Annotated in this window: 22 protein-coding genes; 16 read left to right on the forward strand and 6 right to left on the reverse strand. The window is 65.2% G+C overall.

All coding sequences use genetic code 11. The features are described 5' to 3' along the window. The first annotated feature begins 139 nt into the window (after positions 1-139). From ABIF91_RS31105 to ABIF91_RS31150, 10 genes are all read left to right on the forward strand, one after another. A complete protein-coding gene (locus ABIF91_RS31105) occupies positions 140-847 on the forward strand; it encodes a biotin/lipoate--protein ligase family protein (protein WP_050995242.1) in 708 nt (235 codons plus the stop codon). Then, positions 844-1,383: a DUF6505 family protein gene (locus tag ABIF91_RS31110; RefSeq protein WP_028176777.1), complete on the forward strand. Its 540-nt coding sequence runs from the start codon at positions 844-846 to the stop codon at positions 1,381-1,383. Before ABIF91_RS31105 ends, ABIF91_RS31110 begins: the two co-directional genes overlap by 4 nt. After that, on the forward strand, positions 1,380-2,387 hold the full coding sequence (locus ABIF91_RS31115) for a DUF6352 family protein (protein ID WP_028176778.1): 1,008 nt from the start codon (positions 1,380-1,382) through the stop codon (positions 2,385-2,387). Before ABIF91_RS31110 ends, ABIF91_RS31115 begins: the two co-directional genes overlap by 4 nt. Beyond that, the gene (locus ABIF91_RS31120) at positions 2,384-2,899 is read left to right on the forward strand and encodes a DUF3305 domain-containing protein (protein ID WP_028176779.1); all 516 of its coding nucleotides are present in this window, start codon (positions 2,384-2,386) and stop codon (positions 2,897-2,899) included. Before ABIF91_RS31115 ends, ABIF91_RS31120 begins: the two co-directional genes overlap by 4 nt. Next, entirely contained in the window at positions 2,896-3,504 is a 609-nt protein-coding gene (locus tag ABIF91_RS31125) for a DUF3306 domain-containing protein (protein WP_028176780.1), read from the forward strand. The genes ABIF91_RS31120 and ABIF91_RS31125 overlap by 4 nt, the downstream gene beginning before the upstream one ends. 132 nt (positions 3,505-3,636) lie before the next feature. Continuing rightward, complete coding sequence (locus ABIF91_RS31130; RefSeq protein ID WP_028176781.1) at positions 3,637-4,407, forward strand: molecular chaperone TorD family protein; 771 nt, start codon at positions 3,637-3,639, stop codon at positions 4,405-4,407. A gap of 29 nt (positions 4,408-4,436) precedes the next feature. Beyond that, positions 4,437-4,646, forward strand: coding sequence for a twin-arginine translocation signal domain-containing protein (locus ABIF91_RS31135; RefSeq protein WP_028176782.1), 210 nt, complete (start codon positions 4,437-4,439; stop codon positions 4,644-4,646). A gap of 13 nt (positions 4,647-4,659) precedes the next feature. After that, complete coding sequence (locus tag ABIF91_RS31140) at positions 4,660-7,602, forward strand: formate dehydrogenase subunit alpha (RefSeq protein ID WP_028176783.1); 2,943 nt, start codon at positions 4,660-4,662, stop codon at positions 7,600-7,602. 13 nt (positions 7,603-7,615) lie between these two features. Further along, a complete protein-coding gene (fdh3B, locus tag ABIF91_RS31145; protein WP_027571966.1) occupies positions 7,616-8,212 on the forward strand; it encodes a formate dehydrogenase FDH3 subunit beta in 597 nt (198 codons plus the stop codon). 40 nt (positions 8,213-8,252) lie between these two features. Further along, positions 8,253-9,254, forward strand: a complete 1,002-nt coding sequence (locus ABIF91_RS31150; RefSeq protein ID WP_035696231.1) for a formate dehydrogenase subunit gamma — start codon at positions 8,253-8,255, stop codon at positions 9,252-9,254. A 26-nt stretch (positions 9,255-9,280) separates the two neighbouring features. Here the strand turns inward: ABIF91_RS31150 and ABIF91_RS31155 are convergent, their stop codons facing one another. Next, positions 9,281-9,484, reverse strand: coding sequence for a hypothetical protein (locus tag ABIF91_RS31155; protein WP_244430136.1), 204 nt, complete (start codon positions 9,482-9,484; stop codon positions 9,281-9,283). Between the two features lie 497 nt (positions 9,485-9,981). Between ABIF91_RS31155 and ABIF91_RS31160 the strand changes: the two genes are divergently transcribed. Beyond that, positions 9,982-12,294 carry a TonB-dependent receptor gene (locus ABIF91_RS31160; RefSeq protein ID WP_028176786.1) on the forward strand — a complete coding sequence of 771 codons (2,313 nt, stop codon included), beginning with the start codon at positions 9,982-9,984 and terminating at the stop codon, positions 12,292-12,294. 12 nt (positions 12,295-12,306) lie between these two features. On the opposite strand, the gene ABIF91_RS31165 is transcribed toward ABIF91_RS31160, so the two are convergent. The 3 genes from ABIF91_RS31165 to ABIF91_RS31175 form a co-directional block, all read right to left on the reverse strand. Continuing rightward, the gene (locus tag ABIF91_RS31165) at positions 12,307-12,540 is read right to left on the reverse strand and encodes a DUF3551 domain-containing protein (RefSeq protein WP_028176787.1); all 234 of its coding nucleotides are present in this window, start codon (positions 12,538-12,540) and stop codon (positions 12,307-12,309) included. Positions 12,541-12,824: 284 nt separating this feature from the next. After that, on the reverse strand, positions 12,825-15,062 hold the full coding sequence (gene glgX, locus ABIF91_RS31170; protein ID WP_028176788.1) for a glycogen debranching protein GlgX: 2,238 nt from the start codon (positions 15,060-15,062) through the stop codon (positions 12,825-12,827). Positions 15,063-15,083: 21 nt separating this feature from the next. After that, a complete protein-coding gene (locus tag ABIF91_RS31175) occupies positions 15,084-15,365 on the reverse strand; it encodes a DUF3606 domain-containing protein (RefSeq protein WP_028176789.1) in 282 nt (93 codons plus the stop codon). A gap of 186 nt (positions 15,366-15,551) precedes the next feature. Between ABIF91_RS31175 and treZ the strand changes: the two genes are divergently transcribed. Continuing rightward, positions 15,552-17,381, forward strand: coding sequence for a malto-oligosyltrehalose trehalohydrolase (treZ, locus tag ABIF91_RS31180; RefSeq protein WP_244430223.1), 1,830 nt, complete (start codon positions 15,552-15,554; stop codon positions 17,379-17,381). Between the two features lie 27 nt (positions 17,382-17,408). Here the strand turns inward: treZ and ABIF91_RS31185 are convergent, their stop codons facing one another. After that, complete coding sequence (locus tag ABIF91_RS31185) at positions 17,409-18,827, reverse strand: cytosine permease (RefSeq protein ID WP_424579576.1); 1,419 nt, start codon at positions 18,825-18,827, stop codon at positions 17,409-17,411. Positions 18,828-19,093: 266 nt separating this feature from the next. Further along, positions 19,094-19,588, reverse strand: a complete 495-nt coding sequence (locus ABIF91_RS31190; RefSeq protein ID WP_028176792.1) for a MarR family winged helix-turn-helix transcriptional regulator — start codon at positions 19,586-19,588, stop codon at positions 19,094-19,096. Positions 19,589-19,775: 187 nt separating this feature from the next. Between ABIF91_RS31190 and ABIF91_RS31195 the strand changes: the two genes are divergently transcribed. The 4 genes from ABIF91_RS31195 to ABIF91_RS31210 are packed head-to-tail and all read left to right on the forward strand — an operon-like array spanning position 19,776 to position 25,473. Continuing rightward, the gene (locus ABIF91_RS31195; RefSeq protein ID WP_028176793.1) at positions 19,776-21,053 is read left to right on the forward strand and encodes an amidohydrolase/deacetylase family metallohydrolase; all 1,278 of its coding nucleotides are present in this window, start codon (positions 19,776-19,778) and stop codon (positions 21,051-21,053) included. Positions 21,054-21,062: 9 nt separating this feature from the next. Then, positions 21,063-23,456: a xanthine dehydrogenase family protein molybdopterin-binding subunit gene (locus ABIF91_RS31200; protein WP_035696903.1), complete on the forward strand. Its 2,394-nt coding sequence runs from the start codon at positions 21,063-21,065 to the stop codon at positions 23,454-23,456. Further along, complete coding sequence (locus ABIF91_RS31205) at positions 23,453-24,289, forward strand: FAD binding domain-containing protein (RefSeq protein WP_035676577.1); 837 nt, start codon at positions 23,453-23,455, stop codon at positions 24,287-24,289. Before ABIF91_RS31200 ends, ABIF91_RS31205 begins: the two co-directional genes overlap by 4 nt. Further along, positions 24,286-25,473, forward strand: coding sequence for a xanthine dehydrogenase family Fe-S subunit (locus tag ABIF91_RS31210; RefSeq protein WP_028176796.1), 1,188 nt, complete (start codon positions 24,286-24,288; stop codon positions 25,471-25,473). The genes ABIF91_RS31205 and ABIF91_RS31210 overlap by 4 nt, the downstream gene beginning before the upstream one ends. Positions 25,474-25,517: the final 44 nt, after the last annotated feature.

Raw genomic sequence — 25,517 nt, forward strand, 5'->3', positions numbered from 1 at the left:
CCGCCATTCGGACGCCGACGACGGACTCGCGCCGGCCCTTCGCCTCGTATAGACATTATCCATCGGGAAGAAAAGGAAAGCGGAGGACGGCCTGTCGTCGACCCCAGTCAACCATGTTTCCCTGGCGGAACCTATTCACTTGCCGCCGCCGTTCACGTTGGTGCGATTGCGCGAGAGCGGAGATGCCTTTGCCCATGCATGCCGCATCGCACCGGAGGCCGGCGCCGGCACGCTGGTCTATGTCGGCCGCTTCGACCTCGCAGAGTTCGCCGTGGTGCTGGAGCCGGCCGAGCCGTTGCGCAGCGCGCGGCGCGCCTTTTACGCCGGCATGGTCGCTCTCAGCGATGCCCTTAGCGCCTATGCGCCGCCGAGCAAGCCGATCACGATCAATTGGCCGGACGCGATCAGGATCGACGGGGGGCTGGTCGGTGGCGGACGGATGGGTTGGCCATTCGCAGCTGACGAGGATGCGCCGCCGCCCTGGCTGGTGTTCGGAGCCATGATCCGGACGGTTGCCATGAACGATGACGATCCGGGCGTCCACCCGCTGGCCTCGGCACTCGACCAGGAAGGTTTTGGCGAGGCCGGCGCGGCGCAGATCACGGAAAGCTTTGCCCGGCACCTGATGCTGGCGCTGGATGGCTGGCGGGTCGACGGCTTTGACAGCGTCGCGCGTGACTATCTCGCTCGGATGCCGCGCGAAAGGCAGACAGTTCAGCGCATTGACGATTGCGGCGATGTCCTGACGCGCCGCATCGGGACGGATCGGGCCCAGCGAAGCGATCTCGTGCAGGCGCTCGCGACCCCGACCTGGCTCGATCCGGCCCTCGGAGGACCGCGCCTGTGAAGCTCCTGCGCACCATCGCGCTCGATCCCTCCGACACCTTCGTGTTCGACGTGGCGGCGGAACCGGGCGAATGGGCCGTCTCAGGCGCTTTCCGCTTCTGGGATCACGACGCTGCCAGGCTCGAGGGCAAGGCGCGCGCGGCGTTTCGCGGCGGTTTCCTCGGGGTGCAGTCCTGGGGCTGGTCGACGCTGGCACAGATCGTTCCGGCAACCGAAGACGATCGTCGCGGCCTGGTCGATCTCCTTGCCAGGCAACTCGTCGATCGCTTCGGTGCGCCGGACATGGCGGCGGCGAAGACGGCGGCGGAAGAGGAGGTCGCTTTCGCGCAGTCGCTCTGCAGCCATCCGATCAGCTCTCTCATTGCAGTGCACCGCACCTCGAGCGACGGCGAAGTCCGCGAGTCGTTCCGCCGGCTGCAACTCCGGCAAGGGCAGGGGCACAGCAAGGCGTTCTCGTTCATGGAAATCGAGGACGAGGTCCAGCCTGACGGCGATCTCAGGATTGCGGATCTGGGGCGGGAGCCGACCGTCCGATGAACGATTTCTGGATCGCCTGTGGTCATCACCTGCTCGATCGCGACGAGGGCGGTGGGCTCCGTGTCACGGACGAATTCCTCAAGGCCTATTTTGCCCGTCCCGAGCTGATGCCGCCGGACGACGCGTGCCCGGTCGAACGCCGGCTGCACCGCGAATTGCTCGCCGACCCGCGCCAGGCGGTCAGCGCCGGCGAAATCGCCGGGATCGTCGATGCCGATGCCCGGGAGAATTGGCAGTTGGTGCTGGCGTTCCGCGATCTTCTGTTGCGGCATCCGACGCTCGAAGCCGCCTATCTTGCATCGGTGAGATCGGGCGCGAACGATTTGCCGCCGCTGTTCGTCAACCAGCTCGTGCACGTCATCCTGCGGAATGCGCTCGATGGCTGCGACGACCCGTTCGTGCTGCGCGCGGCCGAATTGTTCTTCCGGACACAGCGAATCCTGCCGCATGAGCAGGCCCTGTTGCTCGGCGACGAGGAGATCGTCGGCGGCCGGAGCCCGACCCCGGTGCTCTCTCTGATGTCGATGCTGGGCGCCGCCACCGATGCCGTGGTCGAGGTGCTAAGCGAGGAGAATGTCGATGCCTATTGGCAGCGCAGCGACCAGTTCGACATGGCTCTCGACCTTACGGCGGGCGGCCGCGGACCGGCTGCGCTGGCGCAGGCGATGACGCGCTGGGTCTCCCATCTGCTCGGCATCGACGTCATGATCGAGCCTCTGCGCGCGCTGCATGAGGCACGGCTCACCTGGTATGTCGGGCTCGATGCCGACGCCACGAGGCTCGGCGACCGTCTGTGGCACGGCGAAGAACTCGGCGAGCGCGACGCCGACCGTGTGCTCGCGCTATTCCGCCTGACGTTCGCGGATTCAGGCCGCGCTCTCGACGATGTCGGCGGTGAACCGGTCTACCTAATCCTGTCGATGACGGCGGATCAGAAGCTCCGGATGAAGCCACAGAACCTGCTGACCGGGTTGCCGGTGAAGCACCTGGAGATGGCGACATGAGCCCTGCGGCGTTGCCCACCCTCTCGATTGCCGTCGGCGTCGTGGTCGAGCGGCGCAAGGCCGACTCGCCGTGGGTCGATTTCATCTGGCGCGGAATTGCCGTCCTGCCGGACGAGCCGGCGACACAGCCGTGGACCGTGCTTCGCGAGCAGGACGGCACGACCCTGTTCTATGCCGGAAGGGCGACCGTCGATCTCTATCCGTCCGAGACGGCGCGCTATCGCGACAATCTCGCCTCCGGCAATCCGAGCATCTGGACTGTGCTGTCGCCCTCGGACGGCGCCTGGCCCTATGCCGTCACCGCGGTGACGGCCGACCCCGCCGAGGGCGAAGGCTTTACCGAAGCCGCCGACAATCTTGTCGAGCCCGTGCCGATGCCGGAGGTGCTGCGCGAAGCGATTGAAAGCTTCGTGGCCGAGCACCATGTCGAGCGGGAATTCGTCAAGCGCAAGCGGCGCCGCGCCGACCCGGAGGCACTGGCACGGCGCGAGCATGAAGGCGGACAGGAATGAGCGAGGAGGAGTTCCTTGCACGTTGGTCGCGCCGCAAACGCGAATCGCAAGCGGAGCTGGCGAAGCCTGCTGCGGCGCAGCCCACGCCGCCGCCGGAGGTCAAGGACGACGAGGGTGAGTTCGACCTCTCGAGTCTGCCGTCGATCGATGAGATCAATGCTGCGACCGACATCACGGCCTTCCTCGGCAAGAAGATTCCTCGGGACTTGAGCCGTGCGGCTCTTCGCCGCGCCTGGGCGACCGATCCCGCCATTCGCGACTTCGTCGGACTTGCGGAGAATGCATGGGACTTCAACGACCCGACCGCGATGCCGGGGTTTGGACCATTGGATTACTCGTCGGAGGAGCTGGCCGCACTGGTCGATCGCATTGTCGGCGGAGTGCGCGAGGCGGCCCAGTCTCTCGCCGAGGCGGCGATCGAGTCAGCCGATCCTTCGGACTTGCATCAAGCCGATGTGACAGTGGTTTCCAATGTCGTCGAGCCGCCGGACGAGGCGGAGCGTCCGGCAATTCCTGTTGCAGCGCAACCGATGGCGTCCGACATATCTGGGGATGATGCCGAGCCCGTCAGGCCTCGTACACACGGCGGTGCACTGCCGCGCTGAGCAGCACGACCAAAGGCTATAGTCCGAGGCTATGGCAGTGATTGACGGTCCTTGGAGCCGGGATTACCTTGCTGTTAGTGCTTTGTAAGAAAAGGCAATAATCAGCAGACGGGACTTGGATGGGAGGTCCACGTGCGTGATGACGGGCTTGATCGGGCGATCGATGCTGCGGGCGGCATCGCTCAGCTTGCGCGTAAAATAGGCATTAGCCAGCCCTCCGTGTCGAACTGGACCCGCGTGCCCGCACAACGGGTGATTGCAGTCGAAACCGCCACCGGCGTTCCCCGAAACGATCTGCGGCCCGATCTCTATGGCGAACAAGCCGGCTCCGCCGATCCCATCGATGCGGCGCGCGCACAGGAATACGCGCTACTGGCAACGCTGCTGTCGGCGCCTCCGTCGGAACGCCTGCTCGATCAGCTCGCCGCGTTGAGCGGTGACGCGACGCCCCTCGGGCGCGCGCATGCGGCGCTGGCCGATGCCGCCTCGAGCGCTGTCGCAGCGAAAGTCGAGCGGGAGTATTTCGATCTGTTCGTCGGGCTCGGCCGCGGCGAACTGCTGCCCTATGCCTCCTATTATCTCACCGGCTTTCTCAACGAACGGCCCTTGTCGCGCCTGCGCGGCGACCTGACGGCGCTCGGCATCGTGCGGGTCGCCAACAATTCGGAACCCGAAGATCACGCCGCCATCCTGTGCGAGATCATGTCGGGCCTTGCCGACTGCCGCTTCGATGCCTCGCCCGAGGCGCAGCGCGCCTTCTTCGAAAAGCATGTGTCGCCCTGGATGGGGCGGCTGTTCGCCGACATCGAGAGCGCCGGGGACGCCCGTTTCTATCGGGCGGTCGGCGCGCTCGGCCGCACCTTCATCGAAATCGAGACGGAAGCATTCACATTCGCCAACTGACCGAGGCGCCTTGGTCCGGGAGAGATGCGATGAGTGACGAGACGAAAGCAAAGGTCGGACGCCGCGATTTTCTTCGCAGGGTCGGCTTGGGCACGGCCGGTGTCGGCGCGACGCTGGCGACGCCGCTGGTCGGGGCCGCGCAGGCGGACAGTGAAAGCAACGATGAGAAGCGCAAGGCGCGCTACAAGGAAACCGATCACGTGAAGACGTTCTACCGCGTCAATCGTTATCCGGCCTGAGAGGGAGGCTGCCGTGCTTATCAAGCGAACACACCAGCGTTCCGATCGCCGAGGCTCCGTCGCCGAATCCCTTGCGGGCCAGGGCGGGGGACTTGATCGCCGCACGTTCCTGCGCAAGTCCGGTCTGGCCGGCGGCGCTCTCGCAGCGCTGGGGGCCATGCCGGTCGTCAACGTGCGCAGGGCGGAAGCGGCCGCTGCCGGCCCGCTCACGGCTGGCGCCACCGTCAAGAAGAGCATCTGCACGCATTGTGCCGTCGGCTGCACGGTGACGGCGGAAGTGCTCAATGGAGTCTGGATCGGGCAGGAGCCGAGCTGGGATTCGCCGATCAACCGCGGCTCGCATTGCGCCAAGGGCGCTTCGGTGCGCGAGCTCGTGCACAGCGATCGCCGCCTGCGCTATCCGATGAAGCTGGTGAACGGGCAGTGGACGCGTGTGTCGTGGGACACGGCAGTGAACGAGATCGGCGACAAGCTGCTCCAGGTTCGCGAGAAGTCGGGCAGCGATTCCGTCTACTGGCTCGGCTCGGCCAAGATGACCAACGAAGGAGCCTACCTGTTCCGCAAGCTCGGTGCGTTCTGGGGCACCAACAACACCGATCACCAGGCGCGGATCTGCCACTCCACCACCGTCACCGGCGTCGCCAACACCTGGGGCTATGGCGCGATGACGAACAGCATCAACGACATGCGCAACTCCAAGACGATGCTGTTCATCGGCAGCAACGCCGCGGAAGCGCATCCCGTCAGCATGCAGCACCTGCTGGAATCCAAGGAGCTCAACAAGGCGAACTTCATCGTCTTCGATCCGCGCCTGACCCGTACCGCGGCGCATGCCACCGAATATGTCCGGATCCGTCCCGGCACCGACATTCCCGTGCTCTACGGCATGATGTGGCACATCCTGAAGAACGGCTGGGAGGACAAGGAATTCATCGCCCAGCGCGTCTATGGTTTCGACGACCTGCGCAAGGAGGTCGAGAAGTGGAACCCGCAGGAGGTCGAGCGCGTCACCGGTGTGCCCGCCGCGCAGCTCGAGCGCGTCGCCAAGACGTTCGCGACGGTCAAGCCCGCGACCATCATCTGGTGCATGGGCCAGACCCAGCACACGGTCGGCACCGCCAACGTGCGGGCGAGCTGCATCGCGCTGCTGATGACCGGCAACGTCGGCAAGGCCGGGGCCGGCGCCAACATCCTGCGCGGCCATGACAACGTGCAGGGCGCGACCGATGTCGGCCTCGATATCGTGACGCTGCCGTTCTACTACGGCCTTGCGGAAGGCGCCTGGAAGCACTGGTCTCGGGTCTGGGAGGTCGATTACGACTATCTCGTCTCCCGCTTCGACGAGAAGAAGCAGATGGAGACGCCAGGCATCCCCCTGACGCGGTGGTTCGATGCTGCGCTGCTGCCGAAGGCCGATGTCGCACAGAAGGACAACGTCAAGGCCGTATTCGTGCAAGGCCACGCCAGCAACAGCATCACCCGCATTCCGGAGTCGCTGAAGGGCCTGAAGGCGCTGGAGCTGCTGGTGATCGCCGACCCGCACCCGACCACCTGGGCGTCCCTGGCGGTCGAGGCGGGACGCAAGGATGGCGTCTACATCCTGCCCGTGGCCACGCAGTTCGAATGCACGGGATCGCGCGTCGCCTCCAATCGCTCGATCCAGTGGGGCGAGCAGATCGTCAAGCCGATCTTCGAATCCAAGGATGACCTCGAGATCATCTATTTGCTGGCAAAGAAGTTCGGCTTCGCCGACAAGATGTTCAAGAACATCAAGGTCGAGAACAATCTTCCGGTCGCCGAGGACGTGCTGCGCGAGATCAACCGCGGAAGCTGGTCGACCGGCTACTGCGGCCAGTCGCCGGAGCGCATCAAGGCGCACATGAAGAACCAGCACAAGTTCGACCTGGTGACGTTGCGTGCGCCGAAGGACGATCCGGAGGTCGGCGGCGACTATTACGGCCTACCCTGGCCGTGCTGGGGCTCGCCCGAGGTGAAGCATCCCGGCTCGCCGCTGCTCTACAACAACAATCTGCACGTGATGGACGGCGGCGGCGCGTTCCGCCCACGCTTCGGCATCGAACGCGAGGAGAAACTGCCGGACGGTACGACGCGGAAGGTGAGCCTGCTCGCCGACAAATCCTTCTCCAAGGGATCGGAAATCGAGGACGGCTATCCCGAATTCACGCTGGCAAGCCTGAAGAAGCTCGGCTGGGACCTGGATCTCACCGAGGCCGAGATGGCGACGATCCAGAGGGTCAACCCGGCCAATCCGGATGCGGTGTCCTGGGCTGTCGACCTTTCCGGCGGCATCCAGCGCGTTGCGCTGAAGCACGGTTGCGTGCCCTTCGGCAACGGCAAGGCGCGCATGAATGCGTTCGGCCTGCCGGACCCGATCCCGGTGCACCGCGAACCGATCTACACGCCGCGCGTCGATCTCGTCGAGAAATATCCGACCCTGCCCGACGCCAAGCAGTTCCGCCTGCCCAATATCGGCTTCTCGGTGCAGAAGGCGGCGGTGGAAAAGGGGATCGCAAAGCAGTTTCCGCTGATCCTTTCCTCGGGACGTCTCGTCGAATACGAAGGCGGCGGCGAGGAAACCCGCACCAATCCATGGCTCGCCGAATTGCAGCAGGACATGTTCATCGAGATCAGCCCGGCTGATGCCGCCGATCGCGGCATCAAGGACGGCGGCTGGGTCTGGGTGAGCGGTGCCGAGAACAATTCACGTGCCAGGATGAAGGCGCTGGTGACCGAACGCGTCGGCAAGGGGGTCGCCTGGATGCCGTTCCATTTCGGCGGCTGGTTGGGCGGTGCCGACCTGCGCAAGAACTATCCCGCCGGCACCGACCCGATCGTGCTGGGCGAGAGCGCCAACACGATCACGAGCTACGGCTACGATCCTGCAACCGGCATGCAGGAGCCGAAGGTCACGCTTTGTCAGATCGTCGCAGCCTGAGAGGAGCACGCACATGGCTCGGATGAAATTTCTCTGCGACGCTGATCGGTGCATCGAGTGCAACGCTTGCGTCACCGCCTGCAAGAACGAGCACGAGGTGCCCTGGGGCATCAACCGGCGCCGCGTCGTCACCATCAACGACGGCAAACCGGGCGAGCGCTCGATCTCGATGGCCTGCATGCACTGCACGGACGCGCCCTGTGCGGCCGTTTGCCCGGTGAACTGCTTCTACACCACCGCCGATGCTGTGGTGCTGCATTCCAAGGACCTCTGCATCGGTTGCGGCTATTGCTTCTACGCCTGCCCGTTCGGCGCGCCGCAATACCCGAAGGTCGGGAACTTCGGCTCACGCGGCAAGATGGACAAATGCACCTATTGCGCCGGCGGTCCGGAGGCCGACGGCAGCAAGGAGGAATACGAGAAATACGGTGCGAACCGGCTGGCCGAGGGCAAGCTGCCGCTATGTGCTGAAATGTGCTCGACCAAGTCGTTGCTTGCGGGCGACGGCGAGATCATTGCGCAGATCTACAAGGAGCGGGTCATGAAGCGCGGCTATGGCTCGGGCGCATGGGGCTGGAAGACTGCATATCGCGAGACAATCGAGTCCTGACGTGGGCAGCCGAAGGGCGCGCAATACCGGGGAGGACGTGATGGCGTCGTTTGGAAGGTTCATTCGTCTGGCGTTGGGCGCCTGGGCGCTGCTTCTTTTGGTGACGGCAGTGCCCGCGAGTGCTCAGCAGGTCAACCCGACCGCGAGCGCGGTCAAGGAGCAGCAGCTTCTGCAGGAGCTCAACCGGATTCAGGGCCGCGTCAGCATCCCCGATCAGCGCTCCGGCGTTCTCGAGCAGCCGCAGGGACGGGAATGGCGGGAATTCCGCAATGTGACGCTGCGATGGATCGGCGGCATTGCCATCCTTGGCGCGACCGCGGCCATCGTGATCTTCTATCTGACTGTCGGGATGGTGCGCCTCGAAGCCGGACGGTCGGGTCGCACCATCGTGCGCTTCAACGCCTTCGAGCGGTTCGTGCACTGGATGACGGCAAGCTGCTTCATCGTCCTAGCCATTTCCGGGCTGAACATCACGTTCGGCCGGCCGTTGCTGTTGCCGCTGATCGGCTTCGAGGCTTTCTCGGAATGGTCGCAATGGGCCAAGTACGCGCACAACTATCTGAGCTTCCCGTTCACCATCGGCGTCGTCCTGATCTTCCTGATGTGGATCGGCGGCAATATCCCGAGCAAGGTGGATATCGAATGGGCGAAGCGCGGCGGCGGCCTGATCGGACATGACCATCCGCCGGCCTACCGCTTCAATGGCGGCCAGAAGATGATCTACTGGATCGTCGTGATCGGCGGCGGGCTCGTCGCAGCGTCCGGCTATGCGCTGATGTTCCCGTTCTACGGCACGGGGATCGAGGGCATGCAAATGGCTCAGATCGTCCACTCGATCGTGGCGGTCCTGTTCGTCGCGGCGATGATCGCGCACATCTATATCGGCACCATCGGCATGGAAGGCGCGTTCGAGGCCATGGGCTCGGGCGAAGTCGACGTCAACTGGGCTCGCGAGCACCATAGCCTCTGGCTCGACGAGCAGAAGGCGCGAACCGGACCGAACGACGGACAACCGCAACCCGCGCCGGCCGCGGCCGAATAAGCGGAGCCCGACGCGGGCGCTCCGGCCTACTGAGCCGGCTCTTTCACAAACAGGACGGAGCGATCCTGAAGTTCCTGCTCGGGCAGCTTGATCGCCTGGCCTGTCTGCATGTCTCGAATGGACGCCATGCCGCGCTCACCGAAAGGGAACACTGCATGCGACCTGAAGACGCTGCTGGCTACACCAGCGAGAAGCATGGCTGCAATGAGCGAGAGCATGAGGGGTTTCATGCGCATCTCCGTCTGCCATCTCCACCCGGCTCGACCAATACATCCAGATTGTCCGGCCGCATGTGAGCCACTTCACAGCGATCGGTTCCACGACCGTTGAAACGGAGCCTGTTCTGGAAGCGGCCAGCACTTGCGGCATCAACATGCAATCCATCCACAGATTGGATGGCGCGGTGCGGCGGGCGTGTCCGTGATCCCCTGCCGGCCGTCAACTTGATCGTCAAGGTGGATATCAGCTTGCCAATCGAAGCGCTCCGTCCCGCCCCGGCGACGTCATGAGCCGGCGCGGAATTCCTTCATTAGAGCAGCCATTTGGCTTCAGTTCTTGTCGGCGTTCGGCCGTGAGGTCGAAAGTGGTCCGGCTCTTGCTCTTGTCAGTATGAGAAAATTTGATAAACGTCATACTGTGAAGGCGGGGCTGATGGGGCGAGTGGCGAGGCCGAATTTGCGGGCGGTCGAGCCCGGGACTGCCGGGACGAAGGTTTTGGAATGCTCCGATGCGATTGAGACGGTCTGAGCCCGGCCGTCGCGGAGGCGCGCTGACGGCACTCTCGGCCCTGGCGCTGCTCGCGGATGATGGCCGCGCCTTTGCGCAGAGCAGTAGCGCCTCACGCGAACTGCCGCCGGTCCTGGTCAGTGGCAGCGAGACACCGGGGCGCAAGATGCCGGTCGCATCGCGCCGCACCGGCAGACCGGCCCCGGCCGGTCGCCGCATCTTCCTTTATCCAACACCGACGCAGGCGTCGGATGCACGCAGTGCCGGCTCGGGTGCAAAGGGCGAGGCCGGCATGGCCAGCGAGATCACTGTCTCCCGCGATGAGATCAATGCGCGTCCGATCTCGCGGCCGGGTGAGGTGCTCGAGGCCGTCCCGGGTCTGATCGTGACGCAGCATTCCGGCGAGGGCAAAGCCAACCAGTATTTCTTGCGCGGCTACAATCTCGACCACGGCACGGATCTTGCGATCACGGTCGATGGCGTTCCCGTCAACATGCGCACCCACGCCCACGGCCAGGGCTATGCCGATCTCAACTGGCTGATCCCGGAAACGGTCGCCGCAATGGACGTGCGCAAGGGACCTTATTTCGCCGACGAAGGCGACTTCGCCTCGGTCGGAAGCGTTCATATCGGCCTGATCGACCGCACCAGGAGACTTGCGCAGGTGACCGCCGGCAGCTTCGGCTATCGCCGCCTGCTCGGCATGGACTCCGCAAAAGTCGGTGACGGTTCGCTGCTGGTGGCCGGCGAAGTTGGGACCTACAACGGCCCGTGGGACAATCCGGACAATGTGCGAAAGCTCAACGGCCTCGTGCGCTACAGCCAGGGCACCGCGACCGACGGCCTGTCCGTCACCGGCATGGCCTACGTCAACAGATGGAATTCGACCGACCAGGTGCCGCAGCGTGCGATCACGGGTGGCTTGCTCGACCGCTTCGGCTCGGAGGATCCGACCGACGGCGGCAACACCAACCGTTTTGCGCTGTCGGGCCGCGTCGCGCAGAGCGACGATCTCGGGTCGTGGAAGGCCAATGCCTATGTGGTGAAGAGCCAGCTCGACCTCTTCAACAACTTCACTTACTTCCTCGATGATCCCGTGCTCGGCGATCAGTTCCACCAGCACGACGATCGCCTGATGGCCGGCGCCAACGTCTCGCGTACGCTGAACGGTTCATTCGCGGGCCTGCCGACGCAGACCACGGTCGGCCTGCAATCGCGTTATGATGCGATCGACCTCGCGCTCACCGACACTTTCCAGCGCAGCTTTCTCTCCAATGTCCGCAGCGACAAGGTCGGCGAAGGCAGCGTCGGGGTCTATGCCGAAAACACGGTGCGCTGGACCGACTGGCTCAGGACGACGGTGGGCTGGCGCGGCGACTATTATGCCGCTGATGTCACCTCGCTGTTCAACACCGCCAATTCCGGCCGCACGAATGCTGCGCTCGGCAGCCCGAAATTCAGGATGGTGCTTGGTCCGTTCAACCAGACCGAATTCTTCCTCGGTGCCGGCTACGGGATGCATTCGAACGACGCCCGCGGCGCGACCACGACGGAGGATCCGGCCGATCCTGCGACAAGGCTCACGCCGTCGCCGCTGCTGGTGCGCACCAGAGGCGCGGAGGTCGGCGTCCGCAGCAGGATCGTTGCGGGCCTCGACACCTCGCTCAGCCTCTTCATCCTGGATCAGGATTCCGAGATCCTGTTCTCCGGCGATGCCGGCGATACCTCGGCAACCCGTGCCAGCCGTCGCTACGGCTTCGAGTGGACCAACCATTACCGGCCACGGTCCTGGATCGACATCGACGCCGATCTTGCAATGACGCATGCGCGGTTTCGCGGCTATGACAGCGAGCAGGCGGAGGTCTATGCCTCGCTCGCCGGCTATCCCGAGGCGCAGATCGGCAATGCCCCAGGCAACTACATTCCGAACGCACCGGCGATGGTGGCGTCAGCCGGCGTCACGCTGGGCGAGAAGACCGGCTGGTTCGGAACCGTGCGTTGGCGCTATCTGGCCTCGAGCCCGCTGACGGAGGACAATGCGTTCCGCTCCTCTGCGACCAGCATCTTCAATGGCCGCCTCGGCTATCGCATCGACAATGGCTGGCGCATCCAGCTCGACGTGCTCAACCTCTTCAACGCGAAGGCGAACCAGATCACCTATGCCTATGGGTCGCTGATCAAGACCGACTCGCTCTACAATCTCTGCACATCAGGCACAGCGCCAACGGCAGTCTGTCAGAACGGCGTGATGGATTACGTGCTGCACCCGGTGGAGCCGCTGACGTTCAGGGTCACTGTGGCGGGGACGTTTTAGCCAGCCTGGAAGTCACCGGTATCCTCTGTAACGGCGCGCATAGGCGTAGCGGGGATTGATGCCGCAATAGGCGTTCGTTCCCGATGCGGTTGCCATGCATTGAGCGTAACTGGCGAACTGGCAATTGCCTGGATAGCCCCAGATCCGGCCCTGGAGGCAGTAGCGATCTTGTGCAAGCGCGGCGCTCGAAAAGCCGAAGCTCGTCAGGATCGACAGCGTGGCGGCAGCTATCAACAAAGGTCTCATCGCGAACCTCCAATTCGACACTGAACGCGACACGTGACCGGGCGTTCCAAAGCTCGGTGCGCAGGATGGCTGCAGCGACGACCCAACCGGAAGAAAGATGCCTGATCAGTCCCCGCCTCGGAGACTTCACCAGCATGCTTGTCCCCGGCATCCCGCAGTCCATGGCGTGCTGCGGACGATAGTCTAAAGCATGATCCGGAAAAGTGCACCGCGGTTTTCCGAAAAGATCATGCTCAAACAACAACCTGAAGCGCGATGACGATTCATCCCAATCGCATTGCGCTTTAGCCCGGCAGAGGTGTGTCGGCGATGTCCAGCAGGGCGCCGAGACCTTGCCGCAGGCGGCGCGTCGCGATGTTATCGTTGGCAAGGCCCAACATCAGCAGGGATCGCCCGGTCACCGCGTAGGCGTGCCCGAACTCGAATTCGGCCATGGGCGCGTCAGGCCTATTGGTGTCGATCAGGCTCAGCCAGCTGCGCCCGTCGGTGACCTCCGGCAGGGTGAAGTTCACGACGTCATGATGCGCGTTGTAGACCAGCAGCATGGTCGCATCCGAGCCCCGACGCTTGATCCCGGTCTCCTGCGCGCGGCCGTCGAGCAGCATCCCGAAGCATTTGGCATTGCCGTCCTGCCATTGCTCGGTCGTCATCTCCTCGCCGGATGGCGACAGCCAGGTCACGTCCTTGACGTCGAGTTCCTCGTTTTGCGAGCCGACCAGGAAGCGGCTGCGGTAGAGGATCGGAAACGCCTTGCGGGTCGCAATCAGCTTGCGGGCGAATTCGCGAAGGCTGCGGCCGTTCGCGGTGATACCCATCCAGTCGAGCCAAGTGGTCTCGTTGTCCTGGGCGTAGGCGTTGTTGTTGCCATTCTGGGTGTGCCCGAACTCGTCGCCGGCGAGCAGCATCGGCGTGCCGTGGGAGAGCAGCATCGTCGCGAGCAGATTCCGCTTCTGGCGCTCGCGCAGCGCGGTGATCTCGGGGTCGTCGGTCGGTCCCTCGGCGCCACAGTTCCAGGAATGATTGTTGCTGTGACCGTCGCGATTGTCCTCGCCATTCGCCTCGTTGTGCTTGTCGTTGTAGGAGACGAGATCGTTCAGGTTGAAGCCGTCATGGGCCGTGACGAAGTTGACGCTGGCCCAGGGCCGCCGTCCGCGCTTGTTGAAGAGGTCGCCGGATCCCGATACGCGCTTGGCAAAGTCGGCCAGCGTGCCCGGGTCGCCCTTCCAGAAGGCGCGCACCGTGTCCCTGAACTTGTCGTTCCACTCCGCCCAACCGGGCGGAAACCGACCGACCTGGTAGCCACCGGGTCCGATATCCCAGGGCTCTGCGATCAGCTTGACGCTGGAGAGCACGGGATCCTGGCGGCAGGCGTCGAGGAAGCCGCCGCCCTCATCGAAGCCATACGGTTCGCGCGCCAGAATGGTGGCGAGGTCGAAGCGGAAGCCGTCGACCCGCATCTCGGTCGCCCAGTAGCGCAAGGAATCGGCGACGAGTTGCAGCACGCGCTGATGCGAAAGATTGACGGTGTTCCCCGTGCCGGTGTCGTTGATGTAGTAGCGCTTCTTGTCCGGCAGCAGGCGGTAGTAGCTGGCATTGTCGATGCCCTTGAACGACAGGGTCGGGCCGAGCTCGTTGCCTTCCGAGGTGTGATTGTAGACGACGTCGAGAATGATCTCGATGCCATGGGCGTGAAACTGGTTGACCATGGCCTTGAACTCGTTCGCGGACGGCGTCTTGAGGTAACGCGGATCAGGCGCGAAGAAGGCGATGGAATTGTAGCCCCAGTAGTTGCGCAGGCCTTTCTCGACCAGATAGCTGTCGTCGACGAAGGCATGGATCGGCAGCAACTCGGCGCTGGTGATGCCGAGCGAGCGTAGATAGGCCGGGACTTCGGAATGTGCCAGGCCCGAGAACGTGCCGCGGTCGGCTTCCGGCACCAGCGGATGCAGCTGGGTAAACCCCTTGACGTGCATCTCGTAGACGATCGTTCGCTCCCAAGGCACTTCCGGCTTGCGTGCCGCGCCCCAGGTGAAGGCGGGATCGATCACGCGGCACTTCTGCATCAAGGGCGCGCTGTCGCGTTCGTCGTAGGAGAGATCCTTGTCGGCATGGTCGAGCTGGTAGCCGAACAGCTCCGGTCCCCAGCGGAGCTGGCCGACCAGCTGCCTGGCGTAGGGATCGAGCACGAGCTTGTTGGGATTGAAGCGGTGGCCGGCGTCGGGTTCGTAAGGACCATGGACGCGGTAGCCGTAGACGGTGCCGGGGCGGGCGGAGGGCAGATAGCCATGCCAGACCTCGTCGGTATATTCGGGAAGCTCGATGCGCTCGAGCTCGGTTTCACCGGTGTCGTCGAACAGGCAGAGTTCAACCTTGGTGGCGTGGGCCGAGAACAGCGCGAAATTGACGCCGAGCCCATCCCAAGTTGCGCCGAGTGGGAATGGTCTGCCCTCGGTGATCCGGGTGCGGCGCAGGCTCGAGGCCGCCCGTGTCAGGGCGTCGTCCGAATGTACTGGTTGGTCCATCCTTCCCCCCCGAATAGTCCGTCAGGATGACGGCGCAGTCGCTGCGACCTCGGCCGTGGTCTGCTCGCCGGCGGTCGCCGAAGCGATCACGGCGGCAGGCGCCACGTCGGCGGGCTTGGGCAGCGCGTTGGCTCTTTGCTGAGCTGCTTCCTTGCTGATGGCCGGAATCGAGTTGCCCATCCGCCCGACGATCACGGTCAGCTCCGCGTCCGACAGTCCGAGGCGCTTCCTGAGGAGGCGCACCTGGCTGCGGTCGGTCAGGTCCAGTTTGTTACGGATGGCTTGCGGCTTCGGGCGGCGCATGGCGAACAGCTCCTGTGTACGAGGGTAACCGTCGCGCCGCTGATTCCGTTCCTCCACGTGCAGCAAATGTCCGGCGTCGACGCCGCGGAGGAACGAACGCACTCAGCTCCGCTTTGTGGTCCGGACGGGTGCAAGCGATATCGAAGCATGCCGACGCACGGGGCATGCGGGTGAAAGGGGACGGGTTTGAGGCACAGACTGGGAACGGCCGAGCAAAGTCGGCGCCATGGTCCTCAGATCGTCGATCATGGGGTCTCGTTCAACCTATGGGCGCCCACGGCCCGATCGGTCGAATTGCTCGAAGTCGGCCAGCCGGCCCGCAGGATGCCGCGCGACGACGACGGCTGGTATCAGCTGCTGAGCCCAACCGCGCGCGCCGGCACGCGCTATCAGTTCAGGATCAACGAAGACCTCGTCGTTCCCGATCCCGCCTCGTTCTTCCAGCCGGACGACGTCGGTGCGCCCAGCGAGGTGATCGATACGGCCGCGCTGAGGGACCCGGTTCTCTATCCGGGCCGTCCCTGGGCGGAGGCCGTGATCTACGAGCTGCATGTCGGCACCTTCAGCGAGGAGGGCACCTATGCCGGCGTCGAGAAGCGGCTGCCTTATCTGCGCGATCTCGGCATCACCGCCATCGAGCTGATGCCGCTCAACGACGTCCCCGGCCGGCACAATTGGGGCTATGACGGCGTGCTCCTGAACGCGCCGAATGCCCGCTATGGCCGGCCGGAGGACCTCAAGCGGCTGCTCACGGCCGCGCACGCTCTCGACATCATGGTTTATCTCGATGTCGTCTACAATCATTTCGGGCCGCAGCTGAACTATCTGCACCTCTATGCGGAAAATTTCTTCACGGCGCGCCACACCACAGGCTGGGGGCCTGCCGTCAACCTCGAAGGTCACGACGGTGCGTTCGTGCGCGAGTTCCTGATCGAGAATGCCCTGATGTGGCTGCGCGACTACGGGTTCGACGGTCTGCGGTTCGACGCGGTCCACGCGCTGAAGGACGATTCCGACCGGCATTTCCTGAGCGAGCTCGCCGAGACCGTGCGCAGTCAGCTGGTGGGCCGGCACGTCCATCTTATGCTGGAGAACGAGGCCAACCAGGCGCACCTGCTCGCGCGTTCGCAGGGACGCGCGAGCTATTACGACGCGCAGTGGGGCGACGATTTCCACAACGCGCTCCACGTCCTGCTCACGGGCGAGAACGAAGGCTATTACCGGGCCTTCGCAGACAAGCCGCTCGAACATCTCGCGCGATCCCTGACCGAAGGCTTTGCCTATCAGGGCGAAGTCTTTCCTCTGCACCAGGAGCCGCGCGGCGAGCCGAGTGCTCATCTGCCGCCCGAAGCGACCATCTTCTTCGCCCAGAACCACGACCAGGTCGGCAACCGCGCCTTCGGGGAGCGGCTGTCCCGATTGGTCGGCCCGGAAAAGCTGGAGCTCGCCCTGGCGCTGGTTCTGCTGAGCCCGCATATTCCGATGCTGTTCATGGGCGAGGAAGCGGCAGCCGACACGCCGTTCCTGTTCTTTGCAGACTGGACGGGCGAAGCGGCCGAGCTGACACGGGACGGCCGCCGCAGGGAGTTTTCGCACTTCAAGGCTTTCGCGACCCCCGAAACGCGCGCCAGAATTCCGGACCCGTGCGACGAAGGAACCTTCCTGGCCTCCAAGCTGGACTGGACGAGCATCGACCAATCTCCCGCCGGCGCGAGGTTTCGAGCGCTGACAGCGCGGTTGTTGACGATACGGCGTGAGAAGATCGTACCGCTCATCAAGCGGGGTTTCGTTTTGGCGCAGCGACAATTGTTGGGCGCCGATCCCCGCACGGGCGGCCTGGATGTGCGCTGGCAGACCGAGAGGGGCGACGTCCTGCAGATCGTCGCCAACTTCGCCGACCACGCCCTTCCCATGCCGCCGCTGGTCGATGGCGAGAGCTTGTGGCGACTGCGCCCCCACGCCGCCGAGGCACTTGTGCCCGGCGACATGATCGTGAGGCTTCGCCAGAAGGACTGATCGCGGGACGCGGTCCGTGTCCTCTCGCTACCTGCCAGCACTGCTCGCGACGACCGATGACGGTGAGGTCGCGAACTTGCCGAGCGCAAGATAGACGAGGCCTGCGACTCCAATTCCGAACAGCCAGCTCAGATCGGCACCGCCGAGCAGGTTGATTGAGATCGGTCCCTGCAGCGCCTCGACGAGACCGTCCTGCACCAGCCAGCCGGCGACGAGGCCGGCGAAGAACGCGATCATGCCGGCCCAGTTGATGTCGCCATAGGCGCTGGTCTCCGGCGACCGGTAGAGCTCGGCCACCTCGATCTTGCCCTTACGCTTGATGAAGAAGTCGGCGAGCACCACGCCGGCCCACGGGCTCATCCACAACAGCAGGCTGATCATCCAATGGTCGAACGCCTTCGCGAACGACGGCGCGAAGATGAAGTAGAGGGTGACCAGATAGCCGGCGACGCCGACGATGACGGGGAGCCAGAAGCGCGAGAGTTTCAGCCCCGCGCTCAGCGCCGCCAGCGCCGCCGAATAGACGTTGAGGATGTTGGTGGCGATCGGGCCGTGCAGCACCATCAGCAGGACGAGGATGCTGACGGGACCGCCGAACACCGCGCTGACCATCTTGGCGGGGTCCGTGTCCAGCGTCGTCGAGGCGATCGTCGCGCCGAGAATGCCGAGCCAGACCGTCGGCACGAACATGCCGACATAGCTGTACCAGAACACGGATTTGGACGGCACGCTTCTCGGCACGAAGCGCGAATAGTCGGAGGCCCAGGTCACCCAGGAGATGCCCCAGCCGACGCCGATCGCGGTCGTCAGCATCGTCAGCATCGCAAGATGCGCGCCGGGCGGCAGCGAGGTGGTCAGGTTCCAGTTGACGACGCCGGGCCGCGTCCATGCCAGCACGCTCATCAGCACCATGATGGCGATGGTCGGCGGCACCGTGTATTTCTCGAAGGTGCGGATCGCGTAGAAGCCGTAGACGCCGATCAGCACCTGCACCGCCATCACCAGCGTGATGACGACGAGCTGGACCAGCCATGTGTCGGGAATACCGAACTGGCCGAGGATGCCCATCGAGACCTTCACCGGGAAGTAGGTGTTCACGCCGATCCAGCCCAGCGTCATCAGGAACATCAGGATGCTCGGCAGATAGGCGCCGCGCACGCCGAACGCGGACCGGCTCAGCACCATCTGGTTGACGCCGGTCTTGTGCCCCATCACCGTGAAGGTCGCGAAGATCGCGCAGCCGACGATGTTGCCGAGCACGATGACCGCGATGGTCTCCATCAGGCCGAGCTTGAGAATGATGCCGAGCGCGCCGAGCGCCCAGTTGACCGGCGCGATGTTGGCGCCGGCCCAGATCCACATCTGCTGCGGCCCGGTGGAGTCCCGGTCCGCGTCGGGAATTGGCTCGATGCTGTGAATATCAGCGCGAAGTTCGGAATCCGTCATGACATCCCCCAATACGAAGCACGCTTCGCATCGTTGCAGCATAAATCGTGCCATGGAATTGCGGAGCGGCCGAGCGGGCGGGCGTCAATGCCGGAGGTCATGCGCGTCGCGCCGGATGCGACTGCGTTTTCAAGCGCAGGCCCATCTTGCGCGTGAGTACGCTTCGGCACGTCTGGCGCGCCGGTGAGAGGCGGGCGATGTTGCTCGGCCGGGCAGCGGCACGATGATAAATTGAGCAGCCCAACTCAAAAGCGCAGCAACGGCTCCTAGTCGAATAGGGCAGCAGCGCTGTCGCGACTGGGATGGCCGGCCACGATGCGCTGCATCATGTCGATGAAAAGCGCCTGCTCCCGCTGGCTCAAATCGCCGAGCGTCGCACGATGCGCCCGCCGCGCCGCGCCCTCGATCTTGACCAGCAGCGCGGCTCCAGCTGGTGTCAGTCGGCACAGCCGGGCCCGGCGATCGTCCTTGTTCACCGCGCGCTCGACCAGATTTCGGGCGGCGAGCCGTTTCAAGGCGCCGGTCGTCGTGGTGCGATCGAGGGCGATATCGGCCGCCAAAGTGGTCTGATCGGCGGTTTCACGCACCGCCAGCGCCGAGAGCAGGCTGTATTGCAGCGGCGTGACCTCGAATTCGCCGCAGGCCTCCTGAAACAGCGCGACGTGGATCTGGTGCAGCCGGCGGATCAGATAGCCGGGCCGTTCCGACAAGGGCCAGGGGCGGTGCCTCGTCCCGCCGCGACGTGTCTTCGCCTGCCGCAATGCACACTCTCCCAAGCCGAAACCCTGCCGCGCTTAGCTCGATTCGAGTGCGCCTGCCACATCGGGATCATGGCACGATGCTTGCTTTTGTCAAAATGCGAAGCATGCTTCGTAATGTCAAAATACGAAGCATGCTTCGTAATTCGAGGGGACGAAGCCGTCGCCCGCGCAAGAAGAGGAGAGCATCATGTCCGTCACTGCCAGCTTCGACCTTCTGCTGCGAGGCGGTCGCGTGATCTGTCCGGCTTCCGGCGTCGATGGCCTCAAGGACGTCGCCATCCGCAACGGCAAGATCGCGGCGGTCGCATCCGACATTCTGCCGACCAGCGCCAGGGAGGTCGTCGACGTCGGCGGCAAGCTGGTGCTGCCCGGGCTGATCGACACCCACGCCCATGTCTATCAATATGTCTCCGGCCGCTTCGGCATGAATCCCGACATGGTCGGCGTGCAGTCGGGTGTGACGACGCTAATCGACCAGGGCGGTCCGTCCTGCATGACGCTGCCCGGCTTCCGTCACTTCATCGCGGAGCCCGCCGCCTCGCGCGTCTACGCGTTCCTGTCCGCCTATCTCGTCGGCGGACTCGAGGGGCATTTCTATCCGCAGCTCTACAGCCCCGACGGCGTCGACGTCGACGCGACCGTCAAGGCGGCGACCGCCAATCTCGACATCGTGCGCGGCATCAAGGCGCACGCCGAGATCGGCGGCTTCGCGCGCTGGGGCATCCGCGTCATCGAGATGGCGGCGGAGATCGGCAAGCGCGCCGATCTGCCGGTCTACGTGCATTTCGGCCAGCTCTGGGGCCTGCCCGAGAGCGGAGCCAACGGCGAGGATGCCGACACGATCCTGACGCGTGTCATTCCGCTCTTGCGCGAGGGCGACATTCTCGCCCATCCCTTCACGCGCCATCCCGGCGGTTTCGTCAATCGCGAGGGCGAGGTGCACCCGGTGATCCAGGCTGCGCTCGACCGCGGCCTGAAGGTCGACGTCGGTCACGGCAGCCATTTCTCCTACCGGCTCGCGAAGAAGGCGATCGCCGCCGGCATCGTTCCGACCACGCTTGGCGCCGACATTCACGGCTACAACACCCACGTGCCCGCGCCGGCCGGGACGCCCGACCAGCACGAGGACGAGGAGAATCATCCGTTCGCAGGCCAGGCCAAGTTCAGCCTGGTCCAGGCGATGAGCTCAATGATGGCCCTCGGCCTGTCGCTTGAGCAGGTGGTGCCGATGGTCACCTCCAATCCCGCCAGGATGCTGGGCCGTAGCGGGGAGATCGGTGCGCTCAAGGTCGGTATGGATGCCGATGTCTCCGTGCTCTCGGAGCAGAACGGCCGCTTCGTCCTCAAGGACAATGAGAAGAACGAGGTGATCGCCGAGCGCCTGCTGCAGCCGGCCTTCTGCCTGCGCGCCGGCACGCGCTTCGAGGCGGTCGCGCCGATCCTGCCGCAAGCTGTCGCGGCATAAGGGCGGGCGGTGAAGGAGAACGCCGGCGTGCGCAACGAGCGAGAATTTCCTTCGGGCAGGTCCGGGCAGGGCGTGGGCGCACGGCTGCCTCGGAAGGAGGACGATCGCCTGATGCGCGGCCGCGGCCAGTATGTCGGCGACATCAGGCTCGCCGGCCTCCAGGATGTCGCCTTCGTGCGCAGCCCGCTGGCGCATGCACGCATCCGCGGGATTCATGTGCCGGAACGCCATCGCGGCAGCGTGTTCACGGCGGCCGATCTCGACGGCATCAAGCCCATCCGCGCGGTCTCAGGGCTTCCCGGCTTCAAGATTTCCGAGCAGCCGGTGCTCGCCACCGGCAAGGTCCGGCAGGTCGGCGAACTCGTCGCGATGTGCCTTGCGCCGACACGCGCCGAAGCGGAGGACATCGCGGCCTCCGTGACGTTGGATCTCGAAGAGCTGCCCGCGGTCTACGACATGCTGAAGGCGCGCGAGCCCGGTTCGGCGCTGGTGCACGAGCATTGGGGCGACAATGTCTTCCTGGAGACCAATTACGAGGTCGACATCTCGGCCGCGCTGGATGCGCCGATCAAGGTAACGCGCGAGATCTCGACTGCGCGGCAGTGCATGTCGCCGCTCGAAGGCCGCGGCGTGGTCGCGACGTTCGATCCGAGGCTCGACCAGCTGACGCTGCATTCCGCAGCGCAGATGCCCCACATCACGCGCAGCGGTCTTGCCGAATGCCTCGGCATGGAGGAGGGCCAGATCCGCGTCATCTCGCCCGACGTCGGCGGCGGGTTCGGTCACAAGGGCATTTTGCTGCCCGAAGAGGTCTGCCTGTCCTGGCTGACGATGCGCTGCGGCCCCCCGGTGCGCTGGATCGAGGATCGCCGCGAGCATCTGGTCGCCAGCTCCAATTGCCGAGAGCACCATTACAGGATCACGGTATATGCCGACCGCGACGGCACGCTGCGCGGCATCGACTGCGAAGCGACCGTGGATTCCGGCGCCTACTCGTCCTATCCGTTCTCGGCCTGCCTTGAGGCCGCGCAGGTCGCGAGCATCCTGCCGGGTCCTTACAAGATGCCGGCCTATCGCTGCCGCACCTTCTCGGTCGCCACCAACAAATGCCCGATCCTGCCCTATCGCGGCGTGGCGCGCACCGGCGTCTGCTTCGCGCTGGAATTGATGCTCGACCTCGTGGCGGCGGAGGCCGGGCTGGAGCCCGGCGAGGTCCGGCTGCGCAATCTGGTGCGGCCGGAGCAGATGCCGTTCGACAACATCACAAGGAAGCATTTTGACAGCGGCGACTATCCGGAGGCGATGCGCCGCGCGCTGGCACAGATCGATATCGATGCCATACGCGGCCGCCAGCGCAAGGGTGAGGCCGACGGCCGCCGTCTCGGCGTCGGCGTCTCCATCTATTGCGAGCAGGCCGCGCACGGCACGTCCGTCTATTCCGGCTGGGGCATCCCGATGGTGCCGGGCCATGAGCAGGCTTCCGCACGATTGACGCCGGACGGCGGCCTCGAATTGCGCGTCGGCGTGCATTCGCACGGGCAGGGCATGGAGACCACGCTCGCCCAGGTCGCGCACGAGATCCTCGGCGTGGATGTCGCGAAGATCCGCGTCATCCTCGGCGACACCGCGATGACGCCCTATTCGACCGGCACCTGGGGCTCGCGCTCGATGGTGATGGCGGGTGGTGCGGTCGCGACCGCGTGCCGCGAGCTCGGCGAACGCGCCCGGCGCATCGGCGCCAAGCTGTTGCAGCATGATCCTGCTTCGGTGGTGTTGCAGAACGGCGAGGTGCGCGGCGTCAATGGCAGCGTCAGCCTGAAGGCGATCGCCCACACCTGGTACCGCCGCCCGCAGGATCTGCCGGCCGACGTCGATCCCGGCGGGCTTGAGGTGACGCAAGGCTACAAGCCGGTGCGTGACAGCGGCACCTTCAGCTACGCCGCGCATGCGGCGGTGGTCGCGATCGATCCTGATCTTGGTGAGGTCGAGATCCTCGACTACGTGATCGTCGAGGACGGCGGCGTGCTGGTCAATCCGCTCGTCGTCGACGGCCAGATCTATGGCGGCCTCGCGCAAGGCATCGGCACCGCGCTATACGAGGAGATGCCGTTCGACGCCTCCGGCCAGCCGCTGGCGACGACGCTTGCCGACTATCTGCTGCCCGGGCCGACCGAGGTTCCCGCCGCGCGTCTCGACCACATGGAGACGCCGTCGCCTTATACGCAGTTCGGCGTCAAGGGCATCGGCGAGGGCGGTGCGATCGCCCCGCCGGCCGCGATCGCCAATGCCGTCAACGACGCGCTGCGCCCGCTCGGCGTCGAGCTGATGCAGTCGCCGATCACGCCGCACCGGATCGTCGCGGCTGTGCTGGCCGCGCGCGCGGCCGAAAGGAGTGCGGCATGAAGCCCGCTCCCTTCGCCTATGAACGCCCACGCGATCTCACGGCAGCACTCTCGATGCTGGCAGCCGGCAGCGGGTCGGCCAAAATCATCGCCGGCGGCCAGTCGCTCGGGCCGATGCTCAATCTGCGGCTGGTGCAGCCGGAGCTGATCGTGGATATTTCCGGCCTTGCCGAGCTCAAGCGTGCCGAGATTTCCGGCGGCGAGCTCGTGCTCGGGGCCCTGGTCACCCATGCCGACATCGAAGACGGGCGCACGGCCGACGTGACCCGCGGCGCCATGCGCGGCGTGGCGGCCAACATCGCCTATCGCGCCGTGCGCAACCGCGGCACGATCGGCGGTTCGCTCAGCCATGCCGATCCCGCCGCGGACTGGATTTCGGCACTTGCCGCTTTGGGCGCGCGGGTGACGTTGCGCAGTCTTGCCGGTGTGCGCACGATGCCCGTCGAGACGTTCGTGGTAGGTGCGCTGGAATCTGCGCTGCACGCGGGCGAGATCGTCGAGGCGGTCCATGTGCCGGCGCGATCGGCCTCGGCGCATTGGGGCTATGCCAAGAGCTGCCGCAAGACCGGCGAGTTCGCCCATGCCATCGGCGCCGTCCTGATCGATCCCGCCGCGGCTTCGGCGCGCATCGTGATCGGCGCGATCGACACGACTCCCATCGTCATCACCGACGCCGCCGAGCTGTTCGGCGGCCGCATCGCGGCCGACTACAAGCAGCGCTTCGATGTCCGCGTTGCCGACGCTCTCCTGGCCAAGGCCGGCATCGACGACGCCGCGCAGCGCCATATCCATGTCAGCGTGTTGAAGCGCGCCGTCCAGGAGGCCGCGGCATGAGCACGATCGCGCTTCACGTCAATCGCCGCGCTGTGGAGCTGTCGGCTGAGCCGCGTACCAGCCTTGCGGATTTCGTTCGCGACAAGCTCGACCTGACCGGCACCCATCTCGGCTGCGAGCACGGCGTCTGCGGCGCCTGCACCGTGCTGCTCGACGGTGTGCCGGCGCGCTCCTGCATCACCTATGCGGCGGCCTGCGAGGGCGCCGATGTCACCACGATCGAGGGCCTCGACGAGGACGAGGTTACGACCGAGCTGCGTGCCGCCTTCACCCGCGAGCATGCGCTGCAATGCGGCTATTGCACGCCGGGGATGCTGGTCTCCGCCCGCGACCTCGTGCTGCGCCTGCCCGATGCCGACGAGCGGCGCATTCGCGTCGGTCTCAGCGGCAATCTCTGCCGCTGCACCGGCTATGTCGGCATCGTGCGCGCGGTGCAGTCCGTGATCGAGGCGAGGCGCGCGCGCAAGATCGCGCCGCTGGCCGATGGCGGCAGGACCGTCCTTGGTCCGGCCGGCTCGGGGCGCGCTCAATCCGGCCGATACGACCCGCAGCCTGCGCACACGGTGGCGGCTCCGGCGTCCGAGAGCGTCGCGCGCGGCACCATTCCCGATTTCACCCCGGCGACCGTTCTCGGCCAGTGTTTCACGCTGCCGCATCCGCCGGTAAAGGTGTTTGCGATGTTTGAGGATATCGCCGCCATTGCATCTTGCCTCCCAGGCGTATCGCTGACATCGGCGCCGACGCCGGAGCGCGTGCAGGGGGCAATCCGCGTCAAGCTCGGGCCGATCACCGCGGCCTTCGAAGGCGCCGCGCGCGTCGAGCGTGATCCCGACACACTGTCCGGACGCATCGTCGGCATCGGCACCGACCCGCGCAGCCGCTCGGCGACGCAAGGCGAGATCCGTTACCGCCTGCTTCCGCTCGACGGCGGCGCCGCGACGGCCGTCGAACTGTCGATCGGCTACACGCTGACGGGAATGCTGGCCCAGGTCGGCCGTCCCGGCCTGGTGCGCGATCTCGCCAAACGCCTGGTCGCGGACTTCGCCGCCAATCTCGATCGCCGGATGTCCGGCCTCACGCCCGGGCCGGGGACGCCGGCGGAGCTGAGCTTCTGGTCGATTGCGTCGGACGTATTGCGCGCGTGGCTTGCCCGCATCTTTGGGAACCGAAGCGGAGCGGGGTGACGGTGTGCTTGTACACCGGGAGTGACGAAGCCTGGACTGACTTA

The sequence above is a fragment of the Bradyrhizobium sp. USDA 241 genome (genome assembly GCF_049739505.1).
Lineage (GTDB): Bacteria > Pseudomonadota > Alphaproteobacteria > Rhizobiales > Xanthobacteraceae > Bradyrhizobium > Bradyrhizobium liaoningense.